Here is a 15,530-nt window from a genome sequence, read left to right on the forward strand (position 1 = left end):
GGGTGGACCCGTTTCCCAGATCGTGACACCGCTCGAACACCGGAGCGAAATCGGGACGGGTGACTAGGCTGGGCGCGTGATCGAGCTCGAGCACGCCCAGGACCTCGTGGATCCCATCGTCATCGCGGCCTTCGAGGGCTGGAACGACGCGGCCGACGCGGCGTCCGGCGTCATCGACCACCTGATGGTCGCCTGGAACGCGCGCGTCGTCGGCGCGATCGACCCCGAGGACTTCTACGACTTCCAGGTCAACCGACCGCACGTCGGCACCGACGAGCAGGGCCACCGCCGGATCACCTGGCCCAGCACCCAGATCGCGGTGGCCTCTCCCCCGGACCTCGGCCGCGACATCATCCTGGTGCGCGGCATCGAGCCGAACATGCGCTGGCGCCAGTTCTGCGCCGAGATCCTCGCGGCCTGCGACGACCTCGGCGCCGAGCTCGTCGTCACCCTCGGCGCGCTGCTGGCCGACACGCCGCACACCCGGCCGATCCCGATCAACGGCACGGCGTCCGAGCCCGAGCTCGTCGACCGGCTCAAGCTGGAGCACTCCACCTACGAGGGCCCCACGGGCATCGTCGGGGTGCTGCAGGACGCCTGCGTGCGTCTCGACATCCCCGCCGTCTCCTACTGGGCGGCGGTGCCGCACTACGTCGCGCAGCCGCCCTGCCCGAAGGCGACGCTCGCGCTCATCGGGCAGCTGGAGGACCTGCTGGAGGTCTCCATCCCGCTCGGCGACCTGCCCGAGGACGCCCGCGCCTGGGAGCGCGGCGTCGACGAGCTCGCCGAGGAGGACGAGGACGTCGCCGAGTACGTCCGCTCCTTGGAGGAGACCCGCGACACCGCCGACCTCCCCGAGGCCTCCGGCGAGGCGATCGCCCGCGAGTTCGAGCGCTACCTCAAGCGTCGCCAGGACGGCGACTGACCCTCCCGCGCTGGCTTGAGGAGATCAGAGCGCCAGGCCGAGCGTCGCGTCGATGAGCCGCGCGATGATGAGCGAGGCGTCGGCGTCGGTGGTGTCGGCGAGCCCGTCGGTGCCGAGCGTCGCGCGCACCCAGGCGTCGACGGCCGCCACTGCGCGCGGCGCGTCGAGGTCGTCGGCGAGGGCCGCGAGCACCTCCGCGACCACGGGCGCGCTGGCCGCACCGGCCCCGAGCGAGAGCGCGCGGCGCCAGTCGGCGAGGGTGTCGACGGCGTCGAAGAGCTGGTCGTCGGTCCACTCCCAGTCGCTGCGGTAGTGGTGGCGCAGCAGCGTCAGGCGGATGGCCATGGGGTCGACGTCGGAGTTGCGCAGCGCGGAGACGAAGACCAGGTTGCCCTTCGACTTCGACATCTTCTCGCCGTCGTAGGCCACCATGCCGGCGTGGGAGTAGACCCGCGCGAAGGGCGTGCCGGGCTCGGCGACCTGCGCGTGGCCGGCGCACATCTCGTGGTGGGGGAAGACGAGGTCGCTGCCGCCGCCCTGGACGTCGAAGGCGCCGCCGAGGTGCTCCATGGCGATGGCCGCGCACTCGATGTGCCAGCCCGGGCGACCGGGGCCGAAGGGGCTCTCCCAGGACGGCTCGCCCTCGCGGTGCGCGCGCCAGACCAGCGGGTCGAGCGGGTCGCGCTTGCCGGGACGGTCGGGGTCGCCGCCGCGCTCGGGGAAGATCTCGAGCATCTGCTCGCGCGTCAGCCGCGACTCCTCGCCGAAGGCGGCGTCGGCGGAGACGGAGAAGTAGAGGTCGTCGTCGACCCGGTAGACCGCGCCGGCCTCCTGGAGGCGCTCGATCAGGGCGATGACCAGCGGGATGGACTCCACGGCGCCGATGTAGGCGTCCGGGGGCAGGACCCGCAGGGCCTCCATGTCCTGACGGAAGAGCTCGGTCTCGCGCTCGGCCAGCTCGGTCCACTCCACGTGCACCTTGGTGGCCCGCTCGAGCAGCGGGTCGTCGACGTCGGTGACGTTCTGGACGTAGCGCACCTCGTGCCCGGCCGAGCGCCACGCGCGGTTGAGCAGGTCGAAGGCGACGTAGGTGTTCGCGTGGCCCATGTGGGTGGCGTCGTAGGGCGTGATGCCGCAGACGTAGAACCGCGCGACGCCCTCGGGGCTCAGGGTCACCGGCCCGCCGGAGGGGGTGTCGTGGAGGGCCACAGCCGGGCCGTCGACGGACAGGGTGGGCACCTCGGGGGCTCGCCACGCACGCATGTCGAGCACCCTATCCGGGCCCGGCCGGGGCCCGGCCAGAAGGGCTGCTCAGAAGGTCTGCTCAGAAGGTCTGCTCAGAAGGGCGGCCAGGGGATCGCCGGCCAGTCCCGCGGCTGGGGCAGGACGCCCGCGCGGAGCAGCCGGTCGCAGCGTCGCGCGACGCAGTCGACCTCGAGAGGGTCGATGAGCTCGAGCAGCCGCTCGCCGAGCGGGCCGCCGAGGCCCTCGCGCACCGCGGTGACCGCGGCGATCTCCTCCTCGCGCAGGGGCTCGCCGGCCCAGCCCCACAGCACCGTGCGCAGCTTGTTCTCGGCGTGGAAGGCGATGCCGTGGTCGACGCCGCGGCGCGAGCCGTCGGGCATCTCGAGCACGTGACCGCCCTTGCGGTCGGCGTTGTTGAGCACGACGTCGAGCACGGCCATCCGGCGCAGCTCGAGGGAGTCCTCGTGCACCAGGGCGATCGGCTGGTCGCGGGCGTCGACGCCGTCGAAGACGTGGAGGTAGCCCGGCGGCACCTCGCCCTCAGGGACGAGCGTCACCGCCTCCTGGTCGGGATCGGGCTCGCACCACAGCTGCACCATGCCCGGCCCGTGCGGCCCCTCGCGGACGACGGTGGGCGGCACGAGGTCGCCGCCGAAGACCACCGACACGAGATAGGCGGCCTCCTCGCGCTGGGCGAGCACGGCGCCGGGGAAGTCCCAGAGCGGCCGCTCCCCCTGCACCGGCTTGTAGACGACCTGCACGCCGGAGCCCGTGACGCGTCCGATGAAGGTGGCGTTCGACGCCGGCATGATCCGGCCCTCGAGCTCGAGGTCGCCCTCGAGCAGGGGGCCGACGGCCTCGGAGACCTCAGGGGTCACGCCGCTTGAATCCGTTCGCCCGGACGCAGAGGTGGCCGTCGGCGTCGATCGGCTCGGCGCAGAACGGGCAGGTCGGACGGCCGGCCTCGAGGACCCGCTCGGTGCGGGCCACGAAGGCGCGGGCCTGTCCCGGCTCGAGACGCACCACGAGCAGCTGCTCGGGCTCGGGCTCCTCGAAGTCCTCCTCGACCTGGTCGGGCGCGACGACGGCGGCCTCGCTGAACGGGAAGACCTCGATGACCACGCGCTCGTCGTCGGCGTCCCAGGCCAGCGTCATGGTGCCGGCACGGAACTCCTCCTCGATGGGCTGGTCGAGCGGGTGGTTGTCGTCGAGCGCCAGCGGGGCGACCGCGGGGACGACCCCGGAGGTGCTCTCGCTGCTCATGACCTCGTCGAGGAGCTCGTCGACGCGCTCGGCGAGCGCGGCCACCTGCTGCTTCTCCAGGGCCACGCTGACCAGCCGGACGCCGTCGCGGGCCTGCAGGAAGAACGTGCGCTGGCCCGGAGGTCCGACGGTGCCGGTGACGAACCGCTCCGGCGGGTCGAAGCCGTGGATCAGAGGCATGTCGTCACCCTCTCACGCACCCGCGGAGGCCGCGGGGGTCGGTCCGGCACCACCGCCGACGGCGGCGTCGCTGCTGCTGCGACGACGTCCGCGGCCCTTGCGCGGCGGCGGGTTGAGCCAGGCGAGGTCGCCCTCGTGCGTGTTGGTGGCCAGCACGTAGGGGCGGCTCTCGGAGTAGCGCACGATCGAGATCGACGCGGGGTCGACGTTGATGCGCTGGAAGAGGTCGAGGTGCATGCCGAGCGCGTCGGCGAGGATCGACTTGATGATGTCGCCGTGGCTCACCGCCACCCAGACGGCGTCGTCACCGTGCGCGGCGGCGATCCGGGCGTCGTGGCCGCGGACCGCGCTGACCGAGCGGGCCTGCATCGTCGTCATCGACTCACCGCCGGGGAACACCGCGGCTGACGGCTGGCTCTGCACGGTGCGCCACAGCGCCTCCTTGGCGAGGTCCTTGAGCGGACGCCCCTGCCACTCGCCGTAGTCGCACTCGGAGATGCCGCGCTCGGTGACGACCGTGGGCGCCTCCTCGCGGCCGGCCAGCAGCAGCTTCGAGGTCTGCTTGCAGCGCTCCAGCGGCGAGCTGACGACCTCGGCGAGCCGCACCGCCGCCAGGCGCGCTCCGGCGCGCTCGGCCTGCTGGCGCCCGACGTCGTCGAGCCGGACGCCGGGGGTGCGGCCCGCCAGGACGCCGCTGGCGTTGGCGGTGGTGCGGCCATGACGCACGAGGACGACGGTTGCCATGGCCGTCAGCGTAGAGGGGTGCCCGTAGCGGTCCGGCTCACCCGATGCGGCCGCGGAGCTCGGCGGGGTCGCTGGGACGCGGCTCGCTGAGCACCTTCTTCGCGGCGTCGGTGGAGTCCCAGACGTTCCAGAGCAGCACGCCACGCACCCGGTCGTCGTCCAGGTAGTAGACGACCGCTCCGTCATCGGTGTGGTCGACGACGGTCTCCAGCCGGCTGGAGAGGGTGCCGACGGCCTCGTAGCCGAGGTCGCGCACGTCGGACCAGAAGATGGGCGTGTGGTCGTAGGCGTCGGTGGCGCCGGCCATGGTGCGACCGGCGGCGTCGCCCTGCGTGGTGGCGTTGTCGACGTGCTCGACGCGGGTGCGGCCGAGGATCGGGTCCGGGTAGACCGCGATGTCGCCGGCGGCCCACACGTCCGGGGCGGAGGTGGCGAGGTGCTCGTCGACGAGTACGCCGCCGTCGTCGTCGAGGTCGACGACGCCCTCGAGGAAGCGCGTGGCCGGGCGCACGCCCAGGCCGATGACGGCGACGTCGCCCTCGGCGGTGGCGCCGCCCTCGAGGTGGAGCCGCACGCCGGCGTCGGTGAGCTCGCCGCGCTCGACGCCCGCGCCGCCGCGGACGCTGACGCCGTGGGAGGTGAGCTCGCCCTCGACCTGGCGGGCGATCTCCTCGGGGAAGACGTGATCGCCGACGATCGAGCCGGGATGCACCAGCTCCACCTGGGCCTCGGTGCGGCTCAGCGCCGCCGCGATCTCGGTGCCGATGAAGCCGGCGCCCACCACGAGGATCCGCGGGGCGGGGGTGGCCTCGGCCAGCGCGCGCAGGCGGCGGTAGTCGTCGACGCTGCGGAAGGCGATGACGCGCTCGCCCTCCTCCAGTCCCTCGACCTGGCGCGGCACGCCGCCGGTGGCGATCAGCAGCGCCCCGTAGGAGTGCTCCTCGCCCGACTCGGTGCGCACGGTCTTGGTGCCCACGTCGAGGGAGGCCGCGGCGTCGCCGAGCAGCAGCGTCGCGCCGGTCTCGCCCGCGGTGTCCTTCAGGGCACCGGCTCCGTCGCGGTCGTCGGTGGTCCAGAGGTCCTTGCTCAGCGCCGGACGCTCGACGGGCGGGTCCTGCTCGGCTCCGAGGATCGCGATCGAGCCGGTCGCGCCCTGGGCGCGGATGCCGCTCGCCGCCGCGTGGGCGGCCATGCCGGCGCCGATGATCAGGAAGTCGTGGTGGGTGGGCACTGCGATCGCCTCCGAGGGCTTGAGGGGTGGGTCCTCTCCCACCGTCCCTCGCCGCGCCGGGCCGGGCACCCACCAAAGGGACGGGACGCGGCGCTAGCGTGGCCCGGTGATCGTGAACAGCGGCGTGTATCGCGACGGGACCCGGGTCGACGTGGCGTGCGACCACGCCGACTACGCGACGCTCCGGGAGCGTGCCCGCGAGACCTCGGGCTTCGTGTGGGTGGGCCTCCACGAGCCCGACCGCGCCGAGATCGACGCCGTCGCCGTGGCCTTCGACCTGCACCGTCTCGCCGTCGACGACGCCCTCTCGGCCCACCAGCGTCCGAAGGTCGAGGCATACGGCGACCTGCTCTTCCTCGTCCTCAAGACCCTCTGGTACGTCGACGAGGAGGACGCCGTCGAGACCGGCGAGATCTGCCTGTTCATCGGGCGCGACTTCGTCGTGAGCGTGCGCCACGGACGCGGCTCGGAGCTCGCGTCGGCCCGCCGCGATCTCGAGGCCCGGGCGTCGGTGCTCACCCACGGGCCCTCCGCCGTGCTGTACGCGGTGTGCGACCGCGTCGTCGACGGCTACACCGCGGTGGTCGCCGAGCTCGAGATCGACGTCGACGAGGTCGAGGAGTCGGTCTTCTCCCCCGCCCGCACCAACGACTCGATCCGCATCTACACCCTCAAGCGCGAGATCGCCGAGGTGCGGCGCGCCGTCAACCCGCTGCGCGAGCCGATGCGGCGCTTCGTCGCCGGCGAGGTGCGCGGCATGGAGGAGGGCGCGGCCCCGTTCTTCCGCGACGTCCTCGACCATCTCAACCTCGCCGCCGAGATCGTGGAGAGCCTCGACGGGCTGCTCTCCACCGCCTTCGACGCCCACCTGGCACACATCTCGGTGCAGCAGAACGAGGACATGCGCACCATCTCCGCCGGCGTCGGCCTGGTCGCCGTCCCCACGCTGATCGCCGGGGTCTACGGCATGAACTTCACCCACATGCCCGAGCTGTCGTGGCGCTACGGCTATCCGATGGCCTTGGCGCTGATGGCGCTGTGCTCCTACGGGCTGTGGCGGTTCTTCAAGAAGAGCGGCTGGCTCTGAGGGGTCGGACGATCGTCAGGACAGGGTCGCCCCATCCGCGATCACCGACGATCCCGTGCAGCTCCACCTGGGCTTCCGCCCCCGGGCGTGCGCGGTCGCCTACGGCTCGAGGTCCACTCGGCCAGCCGGATGCTCCGTCACGTCGAACTGGAGATCGCCGGCGGGACCGACGGACACCTCGAAGGCGATCCTGTCTCCTTGCACGCCCGTGCCGGGCAGGTAGCAGGCGAGCCAGAGGCGTCCCCGGTCCAGCATCTCGGCCCGGAAGATCGACACGTCGCTGACCGCGACGTCGTCCAGGGCATCTCCGCGCCGGAGCCTCACGCGCCGGGACACACCAGATTCGTGACTCACGCCGACGACGCTAGTGCAGGTCGGAGCAGAGTCGAGCCCTGACGATCGTCGTCGTGGACGACGGAACCTTTCGGTGGGCGTTCGAACCTTCGAACGCCCACCGTGCGTTCTGGCGGCTGACCGCCGAAGCTTCAGCGGTCGGCCGCTGAACCTTTCACCGGCCTCACGCAGCGATCGCGCCGCCGGCGACCAGCAGCAGCGTGAGCGTGCCGAGGCCGACGCGGTAGAGCACGAACGGGGTGTAGGAGTGCGTGGAGACGTACTTCAGGAGCCAGGCGATGGCGGCGTAGCCGACCACGAAGGACACCACGGTGGCGGTGATGGTGGGGCCCCAGCCGTAGGGGTTGTCGGTCTGGCCGATGTCCTTGAGCTCGAAGATGCCGGCGCCGACGACGGCGGGGATGGCCAGCAGGAAGGCGAAGCGGGTGGCGGCCTCGCGGTCGTAGCCCAGCAGGCGGCCGGCCGACAGGGTGGCGCCGGAGCGGGAGACGCCGGGGATGAGCGCGGCGGCCTGGGCCAGGCCCATGTAGATCGCGTGACGCATCGTCAGGTTCTTGATCTGGCGGTCGGTGCCGCCGATGCGGTCGGCCAGGCCGAGGATCAGGCCGAGGACGATCAGCGTGGTGCCGATGATCCAGAGACTGCGGAAGTCCTTCTCGATGACGTCCTTGAGCAGCACGCCGAGGACGACGATCGGCAGCGAGCCGACGATGACGTACCAGCCCATGCGGGCGTCGAGGTGGCCGCGGTACTCCGGCTGGTAGAGCGAGCGGATCCAGGTGGTGGCGATGCGCCAGATGTCCTTGCGGAAGTAGAGGAGCACGGCGAGCTCGGTGCCGATCTGGATCACCGCGGTGAACGCCGCGCCCGGGTCACCCCAGCCGAAGATCTCCGGGAAGATCCGCAGGTGCGCGCTGCTGGAGATGGGAAGGAACTCGGTCAGGCCCTGGATGAGGCCGAGCACCACGGCCTGGAGGAAGTCCACCACGCGCCGCATCCTACGGAGCCTCCCACCGGTTCCGGCGCTCTATCGCTACGGTGAGCCGCATGCAGCAGCGTCGGGTCGGTCACAGCGGGCTCCGGGTCTCCCGGCTGGGACTCGGGACGATGACCTGGGGACGCGACACCGACGAGCACGAGGCCCGCGACCAGCTCATCGCCTTCGCCGAGGCCGGCGGGACGCTCGTCGACACCGCCGCGGCCTACGCCGAGGGCCAGTCCGAGCGGATGATCGGCGCACTGATCGGCGACGTCGTGGCGCGCGACGAGATCGTCATCGCCACCAAGGCCGGCCTCGAGGCCCGCGACGGCCGCCTGCGCTACGACACCTCGCGCCGCGCGCTCCTGGCCGCCCTCGACGCCTCGCTCGCGCGCCTCGGCGTCGACCACGTCGACCTGTGGCAGGTGCACACCTGGCACGACGGCATCCCGCTCGAGGAGACCCTCGCGGCGCTCGACCACGCCGTCAGCACCGGCCGCACCGCCTACGTCGGCATCTCGAACTACACCGGCTGGCAGACCGCCCAGGCGGCGACGTGGCAGCGCGCCGTCCCCGGCCGGTCACCGCTGGTCTCGACCCAGGTGGAGTACTCCCTGCTCAACCGGTCGATCGAGGACGAGGTGATCCCGGCCGCGCAGGCGCTCAGCATGGGCGTCCTGCCGTGGTCCCCGCTCGGACGCGGCGTCCTGACGGGCAAGTACCGCACCGGGACGCCGTCGGACTCCCGCGCGGCGACGTCGCAGTTCTCCCGCTTCGTGGGCCACTACCTCGAGGACCGCTCGGCGGCCATCGTCGAGGGGGTGGCCCGCGCGGCCGACGGCCTGGGCTGGAGCCCCGCCGAGGTGGCCCTGGTCTGGGTGCGCGACCGCCCCGGCGTCACGGCCCCGATCGTCGGCGCGCGCAGCGCCGCCCAGCTGCGTGCCAGTCTTGCGGTGGAGGAGCTCGCCCTGCCCCCGGAGATCGCCGAGGCGCTGGACGACGTCTCCGCCGACTGATCCCGAGCACCCAGGAGGAGCCTGTTGTCCCGAGCGCACCGCCGACCGTCCGCCTCCGGCGCGGAGTGGGAGTTCGACCGCATCACGCTCTCGCGCGAGCTCTCACGCAACGTCGTGACGCGACTGCTCACCGATCGCGCCGAGTACGGCGGCTGGGAGCTCGACCGGGTGCGGATCACCGCTGACGGCACCCGCCGCGTCATCCTGCGCCGCAAGATCATCAAGGCCGTGAGAACGGCCTGACCCCGCCTCAGCCGGCGATCGGGCCCGCGGCGTCGTCGAGGAAGCGGTCGAAGACCCGCGAGCCGAACTCCAGCGCGTCCACCGGCACCCGCTCGTCGACGCCGTGGAACAGCGCGGTGAAGTCGAGGTCGGCGGGCAGCCGCAGCGGGGCGAAGCCGAAGGACGACATGCCCAGGGTGCGGAAGTGCTTGGCGTCGGTGCCGCCGCTCATGAGGTACGGCGCGACGATCGCGTCGGGGTCCTCGGCCAGCAGGGAGCGGGTCATGGCGTCGACGAGGGCGCCCTCGTAGGGGGTCTCCCACGGCTGCTGGTGGCTGAGGTGCTCGATCTCGATGCCCTCGCCCACGAGCTCGGCGAGGGTCGCGAAGAACTCGTCCTCGTAGCCGGGCAGGAAGCGGCCGTCGACATGGGCGGTGGCCTCGGTGGGGATCACGTTCACCTTGTAGCCGGCCTGGAGCATGGTCGGGTTGGCGGTGTTGGTGAGCACGGCGCCGAGCATCCGCGCGGCTCCCCCGAACTCCTCGACGAGGGCCGGGGCGTTCTCCGGGGTGGCCTCGACGCCGGCCAGCTCGCCGACCGTGGCCAGCAGCACCTCCATCGCGGGCGTCAGGCGCACCGGCCAGGGGTGCGCGCCGATGCGCGCGACGGCGCCGGTGAGCCGGGTGACGGCGTTGTCGGTGTTGATCATCGAGCCGTGGCCGGCGCGACCGCGGGCGGTCATCCGCATCCAGGCCATGCCCTTCTCGGCGGCCTCGATGAGGTAGACCCGCCGGCCGCGGACCGTCGCGCTGAAGCCGCCGACCTCGCCGACGGCCTCGGTGACGCCGTCGAACTGCTCGCGGTGCTGCTCGACGAGCACCTGGGCGCCGAGGTGGCCGCCGGCCTCCTCGTCGGCGGTGAAGCAGAGCACCACGGGACGAGACGGCGCGCGTCCGGTGCGCTGGCGGTGGCGGACGACGCTGAGCAGCATCGCGTCGAAGTCCTTCATGTCGACCGCGCCGCGACCCCACACGTAGCCGTCACGGACCTCGCCGCTGAACGGATGCACCTGCCAGTCCTCCGCGGCCGCCGGGACGACGTCGAGGTGGCCGTGCAGCAGCAGCGCGCCACGCGGGTCGGAGCCGGCGTCGCCACCCCAGTGCGCGATGACGCTGGTGCGGCCGGGCTCGGACTCCACGAGCCGCGAGGCGATGCCCACCTCGTCGAGGAGCGACGCGACGTGCTCGGCGGCCTTGCGCTCGCCGGGACCGTCCTGGTCGCCGTAGTTGGAGGTGTCGATGCGGATGAGGTCGCTGCACAGCTGCACGACCTCGTCTGCGGGGCTCCCGAGGGACTCGGCGGAGGGCGTCGTCATGGGGCCAGCATGTCATCTGCTCCCGACGCCGCCGCTCCCCCTCCGAGGCGGGCTCGACCGCGGCGCAGGATCGCCTCAGCGGATCTGGGACAGGAAGTCCAGCACGTGGGTGCGCAGGTCCGAGCTGAGCCGGGCCAGCTCGAGGGCGGCCGAGGTCATCTCCCCCGCGCCGACGCTCGTCGCCTCCGTGGCCGCGCCGATGGCGCCGATCTCCTGGGTGACCTCGGAGACCGCGCGCGCCGCCTCGGAGGTCGTGCGGCTCAGCTCGGCAGCCGCCTCGCGCTGGCCCTCCACCGACGAGGCGATCCCGCCGAGGTTGGCGCCCACCGTGCGGATGGCGCGGGCGATGCCCTCGATGGCGGTCAGGACGTCGCCGCTGGCGGTCTGCATGGAGGTGACCTGCTGCTCGATGCGCTCGGTCGACTCCGCGGTCTGCGAGGCCAGGCTCTTCACCTCGGCCGCGACGACGGCGAAGCCCTTGCCGGCCTCACCGGCCCGCGCCGCCTCGATGGTGGCGTTGAGGGCGAGGAGCCTGGTCTGGCTGGCGACCTGGCCGATGAGCCCGAGGACCTCCCCGATCTCCTGCGAGGCGGTCGCGAGATCCTGCGCGGTGACGCGGACCTCGTCGGCCTCCTCGACGGCGAGGTTGCCGGCACGGTCGGACTCGGTGGTCTGCGCCTCGATGCTGCGCACCGTGGCGGCGAGCTCCTCCACGGCCGCAGCGGAGCCGGTGACCGCGTCGGAGGCGGTGAGCGAGCTGGTGGAGACCTGCTGGGCCCGGACGGCCGTCGACTCGGCGGTGCTGGCCAGGGTCCGGGCCGCGGACTCCATCTCGATCGACGCCGCCGCCACCTGGTCGGCGAGGCCGAGCACGGCGCGCTCGAAGCCGTCGGCCAGCTCGATGCGGCGCGCCTGCTCCTCCTCGAGTCGTCCGTGGGTGAGGGCCATGGCCGAGATCGCGGCGTTGATGGTGCCGGCACCGGCCTGGAAGCTGCCGAGCATGCCCCGGGCGATGAAGCGACGGTAGAAGCGGGCCTCGCTGGCGTACTCCAGGGAGGCCGAGGACTCGCGCACGTAGGCGTCGGTGAGGTCGAGGAGCTGGTTGAGCGCGTCGCGCACGGCGTCGACGTCATCGGACCCATCGTCGTCGGCACGGTCGCGGTCCTGCGCGGGGACGCGCACCTCGAGGTCGCCGGTGGCGGCGGCCTCGCAGACGGCACGGACGGCGGCCATCGCCTCGCGCAGGCGCGCGGCCTCGGCGACCGCAGCGCCCCCCGCGGCCGCGGACCGCTGGAGGTCTGCGAGCTCGGAGGCCGCCACCAGCACCGGCGCCGAGGCCCGCGCGGGCGCCTCCGCGGACGTCGGGTCGACCATGGGCTCGGTGGTCGGCGCGGGGCCCACCTCGACGGCGGTCATGCCGCCGCCTCCGCGTCCAGACCCCAGACCCACTCGTCGTAGGTCAGGCCCGCCTCGGAGAGCCGGCGCTGCAGCAGCGCCTCGCCGGCGGCCACGGCCTCGCTGGCCCCGCCCGCGGCGCGCTCGGCGGCCAGCAGGTCGGCATAGAGCGCCCGGACCGGTCCCAGCGCGACCGCGGACGGCGTCCGACGGTTCGAGTGGAACCCGACGATGGTCCCGGCGCCGTCTCGGGTGGGCGTCACGTGAGCGAGCACCCAGTAGTGGCCGCCGTCGGCGCTGAGGTTGACGACGTAGGCGAAGATCTCCTCGCCGGAGGCGATGCGCTCCCACAGGAGCCGGAAGACCGAGCGCGGCATGTCCGGGTGGCGGATCACGTTGTGCGGGCGGCCGATCAGGTCGGACTCCGCGTACCCGCTGATGTCGACGAAGAGGCGGTTGACGTAGGTCAGCCGGCCCTGCGGATCGGTCTTGCTGACGATGATCTGGTCGGGGCGGAAGGTCTTCTCCACCCCGGTCGGCACGACGGCTCCTGGACGCATGCCGTCGCGATCGGCGACGACCACGACGACCTGTGCCGTCCGCGTCACGACGGGACGCACGACCGGCCGGATCGGGACCTTGGTCCCGACCCGGCCGGAGCGAGGCTCAGACCTGCTGGTCGTGCGCGTCGGGATCCTTCTCGACGGCGAGCACGAAGTCGTCGCCGTGCTGGGTGACGCCGCTGACCACGGCCGCCTCGACCGCGTCGACGGCGTACTGGCGACGCACCACGAGCGGGTCGTTCTGGAGGTCCTTCACCAGCGAGACCGCCAGGCCGATCATGACGATCACGAACGGCAGGGCCGCCACGATCGTGATGGTCTGCAGGCCGGTGAGCGCGTCCGAGCCGCCCACGAGCAGCATCACCGCGGCGACGGCACCGGTGAGCACGCCCCAGAACACGACCGTGCGACGACGCGGCTCGGTGGTGCCGCGCTCGGAGAGCGTGCCCATGACGATCGAGGCGGCGTCGGCGCCGGAGACGAAGAAGATCGCCACCAGCACCATGACGACGACGCTGGCGACGGTGGCGAGCGGGAACTGGTCGAGCACGGTGAACAGCTGCGACTCGGTGCTGCCGGCACCGCCGATGTCGGTGCCGTTCTGCTGCAGGTGGATCGCGGTGCCGCCGAAGATGGCGAACCAGATCAGGGAGACGACGCTGGGCACCAGCAGGACGCCGGTGACGAACTGGCGGATGGTGCGGCCGCGGCTGATGCGGGCGATGAACATGCCGACGAACGGCGTCCACGAGAGCCACCAGGCCCAGTAGAAGATCGTCCACGACTGCAGCCACGCGTTCGCGTCCGGGCCCTCGGCGCCGGTGCGAGCCGCCATCTCGGGCAGGTCGGCGAGGTAGGAGCCGAGCGAGGTCGGCAGCATGTTGAGGATGAAGACCGTCGGGCCGAGCACGAAGACGAACAGGGCCAGCGCGAGGGCGAGCACCATGTTGATGTTCGAGAGCCACTGGATGCCCTTGGCGACGCCGGAGACGGCCGAGAGCACGAACGCCACCGTGAGCACGGCGATGATCGCCACCAGCACCGCGTTGCCGATCGAGCCGATGCCGCCGACGATCTGCAGGCCGGACTTGATCTGCAGCGCGCCGAGGCCCAGGCTCGCGGCCGAGCCGAACAGCGTCGCGAAGATGGCGAGCATGTCGATGAGGCGGCCGCCGAAGCCCTGCGCGTGGCGACCGAGGAGCGGCTCGAACGCCGAGGAGATCAGCTGGGTGCGGCCCTTGCGGTAGACGCCGTAGGCGATCGCGAGGCCGGCGACGGCGTAGATGGCCCACGGGTGGAGCGTCCAGTGGAACAGCGTCGTGGCTATCGCGGCCTCGGCGTCGCCCTGGGACACGCCCGGCGGCGGGCTGGAGGTGAAGAAGCTGATCGGCTCGGTGACGCCGTAGAACATCAGGCCGATGCCCATGCCGGCGCTGAACATCATCGCGACCCAGGAGACGGTGGAGAACTCCGGCTCCTCGTCGTCGCGGCCCAGCGGGATCCGGCCGTAGCGGCTCATCGCGAGCCAGATGACGAACACGACGAAGCCGCTGGCCGTGAGCACGAAGAGCCAGCCGGTGGACTCCATGACCCAGTCGAGGGCGGCCTGCGAGGACGAGGCGAGGCTGTCGGTGCTGACGAAGCCCCAGACGAGGAAGGCGACGGCGATCGCGGCCGGGACGCCGAAGACGAGACGGTCCAGGCCGCCCTGGTCGGGCTCGGCCTCGGGGATGTCGAGGTCGAGCGCCGGGTGGGCCCCGGTGTCGGTGGAGGCGTCGGTCGAGGCGTCGGTCGAGGCGCCGATCGAGCCGGTCGACCCGGTCGAGACGCCTGAGGGGCGCGTCCCGTCGGGGTTCTCGGGGTCGGGTGCGGTGGTGGGTCGTTCCTGGTACGTGGTCACGACGGGGCGCCGAGGCGCCTCCTCCTTCGCTCGGGTACGGGGGGTCGGCTCCCGAGAGCCATGAGGACTCATGCCCGTCCCACCCCCCGTCACGAACAACCGAAAGGGTGGGGCGGCTCCTAGGCTGGTGCCCCCTCACGTCAGGACGCCCATGCCCTCCGCCCCGCCGCCGTCGCCCTCCGCGGGCTCAGCCGTCCGCATCGTGCTCCCGGTCCGCGGGCGTGCGGAGGACGTCGTCCCGGCGCTGCGCCTCGTGCTCGATCAGCTCGGACCGGAGGACTCCGTGGTGGTGGTCGACGACGCCTCCCCGGCGCCGATCAGGCTGCCGGCCGACGTCGGCGACCAGCGGATCACGGTGCTGCGTCTCGAGGAGCCGGCCGGGCCGTACGTCGCGCGCAACCGGGGCGCCGCGCTCGCGGGCGACGGCCCGCAGCCCACCGTCCTCGCGTTCGTGGACGGTCGGTGCCGTCCCCGGGAGGGGTGGCTGCAGGCGGTCCGCGACGCGGCCGAGCCGGGCGTCCTCGTCGCAGGGGCGGTGAGCATCCTCCAGGGACGCACCGCGGTCGCCCGCTGTGCGGGTCGACGTCCGATCTTCGACCGCTCCAACCTCGAGCGCGCGATGTTCCTGCCCTACGCCGTGGGCGCGAACCTCGCCCTCCCGTCCGCCCTGTTCGACGCCCTGGGCGGATTCCCCGCCGTGCGATCGGGCGGCGACGTGGAGCTCTCCTGGCGGGCCCAGCTCGAGCAGGGAGCGACCGTCCGCTACACCGAGCCCGGCGTCGACTGGGTGCCGCGATCGCGCTGGCGCGACTGGTGCGAGCAGCACCACCGCTACGGACGGGGCACGGTGCGCATCTGGCGCGCCTTCGCCGACCACGGGGCGCCCGCACCGGGCCCACGGACCGTGCGGTCGTGGCTCCGGTGGGGCGCCACCGTGATCGGCCGCCCGGTGCGATGGCGTGATCGCCCGGCGGCGCTGGCCGGCAGCGTCGCCGACGTCGCCTTCCTCCTGGGGATCCTGCGCGAGCGGCTGCTGCCCCGCTGGTGAGGC

16 protein-coding genes are annotated in these 15,530 nt (G+C 72.7%); 5 read left to right on the forward strand and 11 right to left on the reverse strand.

What is annotated here, in order from left to right; all coding sequences use genetic code 11:
* Positions 1–76 precede the first annotated feature (76 nt).
* On the forward strand, positions 77–925 hold the full coding sequence (locus tag ACZDWJ_RS04825) for a PAC2 family protein (RefSeq protein WP_463519782.1): 849 nt from the start codon (positions 77–79) through the stop codon (positions 923–925).
* Between the two features lie 24 nt (positions 926–949).
* Here the strand turns inward: ACZDWJ_RS04825 and mshC are convergent, their stop codons facing one another.
* The 5 genes from mshC to ACZDWJ_RS04850 all read right to left on the reverse strand — a co-directional run bounded on the left by mshC (position 950) and on the right by ACZDWJ_RS04850 (position 5,588).
* A complete protein-coding gene (gene mshC / locus ACZDWJ_RS04830; RefSeq protein WP_463519783.1) occupies positions 950–2,188 on the reverse strand; it encodes a cysteine--1-D-myo-inosityl 2-amino-2-deoxy-alpha-D-glucopyranoside ligase in 1,239 nt (412 codons plus the stop codon).
* Between the two features lie 74 nt (positions 2,189–2,262).
* On the reverse strand, positions 2,263–3,048 hold the full coding sequence (locus ACZDWJ_RS04835; protein ID WP_463519784.1) for an SCO1664 family protein: 786 nt from the start codon (positions 3,046–3,048) through the stop codon (positions 2,263–2,265).
* A complete protein-coding gene (locus ACZDWJ_RS04840) occupies positions 3,038–3,613 on the reverse strand; it encodes a DUF3090 domain-containing protein (protein ID WP_463519785.1) in 576 nt (191 codons plus the stop codon). The genes ACZDWJ_RS04835 and ACZDWJ_RS04840 overlap by 11 nt, the downstream gene beginning before the upstream one ends.
* Before the next feature lie 12 nt (positions 3,614–3,625).
* Complete coding sequence (locus tag ACZDWJ_RS04845; protein ID WP_463519786.1) at positions 3,626–4,357, reverse strand: histidine phosphatase family protein; 732 nt, start codon at positions 4,355–4,357, stop codon at positions 3,626–3,628.
* A gap of 37 nt (positions 4,358–4,394) precedes the next feature.
* On the reverse strand, positions 4,395–5,588 hold the full coding sequence (locus ACZDWJ_RS04850) for an NAD(P)/FAD-dependent oxidoreductase (RefSeq protein ID WP_463519787.1): 1,194 nt from the start codon (positions 5,586–5,588) through the stop codon (positions 4,395–4,397).
* A 106-nt stretch (positions 5,589–5,694) separates the two neighbouring features.
* Here ACZDWJ_RS04850 and ACZDWJ_RS04855 point away from each other — a divergent pair, with 106 nt between their 5' ends.
* Entirely contained in the window at positions 5,695–6,675 is a 981-nt protein-coding gene (locus tag ACZDWJ_RS04855) for a magnesium and cobalt transport protein CorA (protein WP_463519788.1), read from the forward strand.
* A gap of 99 nt (positions 6,676–6,774) precedes the next feature.
* On the opposite strand, the gene ACZDWJ_RS04860 is transcribed toward ACZDWJ_RS04855, so the two are convergent.
* Together ACZDWJ_RS04860 and ACZDWJ_RS04865 are read right to left on the reverse strand one after the other, a co-directional pair.
* Complete coding sequence (locus ACZDWJ_RS04860) at positions 6,775–7,029, reverse strand: hypothetical protein (RefSeq protein WP_463519789.1); 255 nt, start codon at positions 7,027–7,029, stop codon at positions 6,775–6,777.
* Positions 7,030–7,192: 163 nt separating this feature from the next.
* A complete protein-coding gene (locus tag ACZDWJ_RS04865) occupies positions 7,193–8,017 on the reverse strand; it encodes an undecaprenyl-diphosphate phosphatase (protein ID WP_463519790.1) in 825 nt (274 codons plus the stop codon).
* A gap of 59 nt (positions 8,018–8,076) precedes the next feature.
* Here ACZDWJ_RS04865 and ACZDWJ_RS04870 point away from each other — a divergent pair, with 59 nt between their 5' ends.
* Together ACZDWJ_RS04870 and ACZDWJ_RS04875 are read left to right on the forward strand one after the other, a co-directional pair.
* Complete coding sequence (locus ACZDWJ_RS04870; RefSeq protein ID WP_463519791.1) at positions 8,077–9,024, forward strand: aldo/keto reductase; 948 nt, start codon at positions 8,077–8,079, stop codon at positions 9,022–9,024.
* A 24-nt stretch (positions 9,025–9,048) separates the two neighbouring features.
* The gene (locus ACZDWJ_RS04875; RefSeq protein ID WP_463519792.1) at positions 9,049–9,267 is read left to right on the forward strand and encodes a DUF5703 family protein; all 219 of its coding nucleotides are present in this window, start codon (positions 9,049–9,051) and stop codon (positions 9,265–9,267) included.
* Positions 9,268–9,274: 7 nt separating this feature from the next.
* On the opposite strand, the gene ACZDWJ_RS04880 is transcribed toward ACZDWJ_RS04875, so the two are convergent.
* The 4 genes from ACZDWJ_RS04880 to ACZDWJ_RS04895 all read right to left on the reverse strand — a co-directional run bounded on the left by ACZDWJ_RS04880 (position 9,275) and on the right by ACZDWJ_RS04895 (position 14,479).
* Positions 9,275–10,621, reverse strand: coding sequence for a M20/M25/M40 family metallo-hydrolase (locus tag ACZDWJ_RS04880; RefSeq protein ID WP_463519793.1), 1,347 nt, complete (start codon positions 10,619–10,621; stop codon positions 9,275–9,277).
* 75 nt (positions 10,622–10,696) lie between these two features.
* A complete protein-coding gene (locus tag ACZDWJ_RS04885) occupies positions 10,697–12,037 on the reverse strand; it encodes a methyl-accepting chemotaxis protein (protein WP_463519794.1) in 1,341 nt (446 codons plus the stop codon).
* The gene (locus tag ACZDWJ_RS04890; protein ID WP_463519795.1) at positions 12,034–12,624 is read right to left on the reverse strand and encodes a PAS domain-containing protein; all 591 of its coding nucleotides are present in this window, start codon (positions 12,622–12,624) and stop codon (positions 12,034–12,036) included. The genes ACZDWJ_RS04885 and ACZDWJ_RS04890 overlap by 4 nt, the downstream gene beginning before the upstream one ends.
* A gap of 58 nt (positions 12,625–12,682) precedes the next feature.
* Complete coding sequence (locus ACZDWJ_RS04895) at positions 12,683–14,479, reverse strand: BCCT family transporter (protein ID WP_463519796.1); 1,797 nt, start codon at positions 14,477–14,479, stop codon at positions 12,683–12,685.
* Positions 14,480–14,630: 151 nt separating this feature from the next.
* Between ACZDWJ_RS04895 and ACZDWJ_RS04900 the strand changes: the two genes are divergently transcribed.
* Positions 14,631–15,527, forward strand: coding sequence for a glycosyltransferase family 2 protein (locus ACZDWJ_RS04900; protein WP_463519797.1), 897 nt, complete (start codon positions 14,631–14,633; stop codon positions 15,525–15,527).
* Positions 15,528–15,530 lie beyond the last annotated feature (3 nt).

This window comes from Nocardioides sp. B129/18, assembly GCF_055282735.1.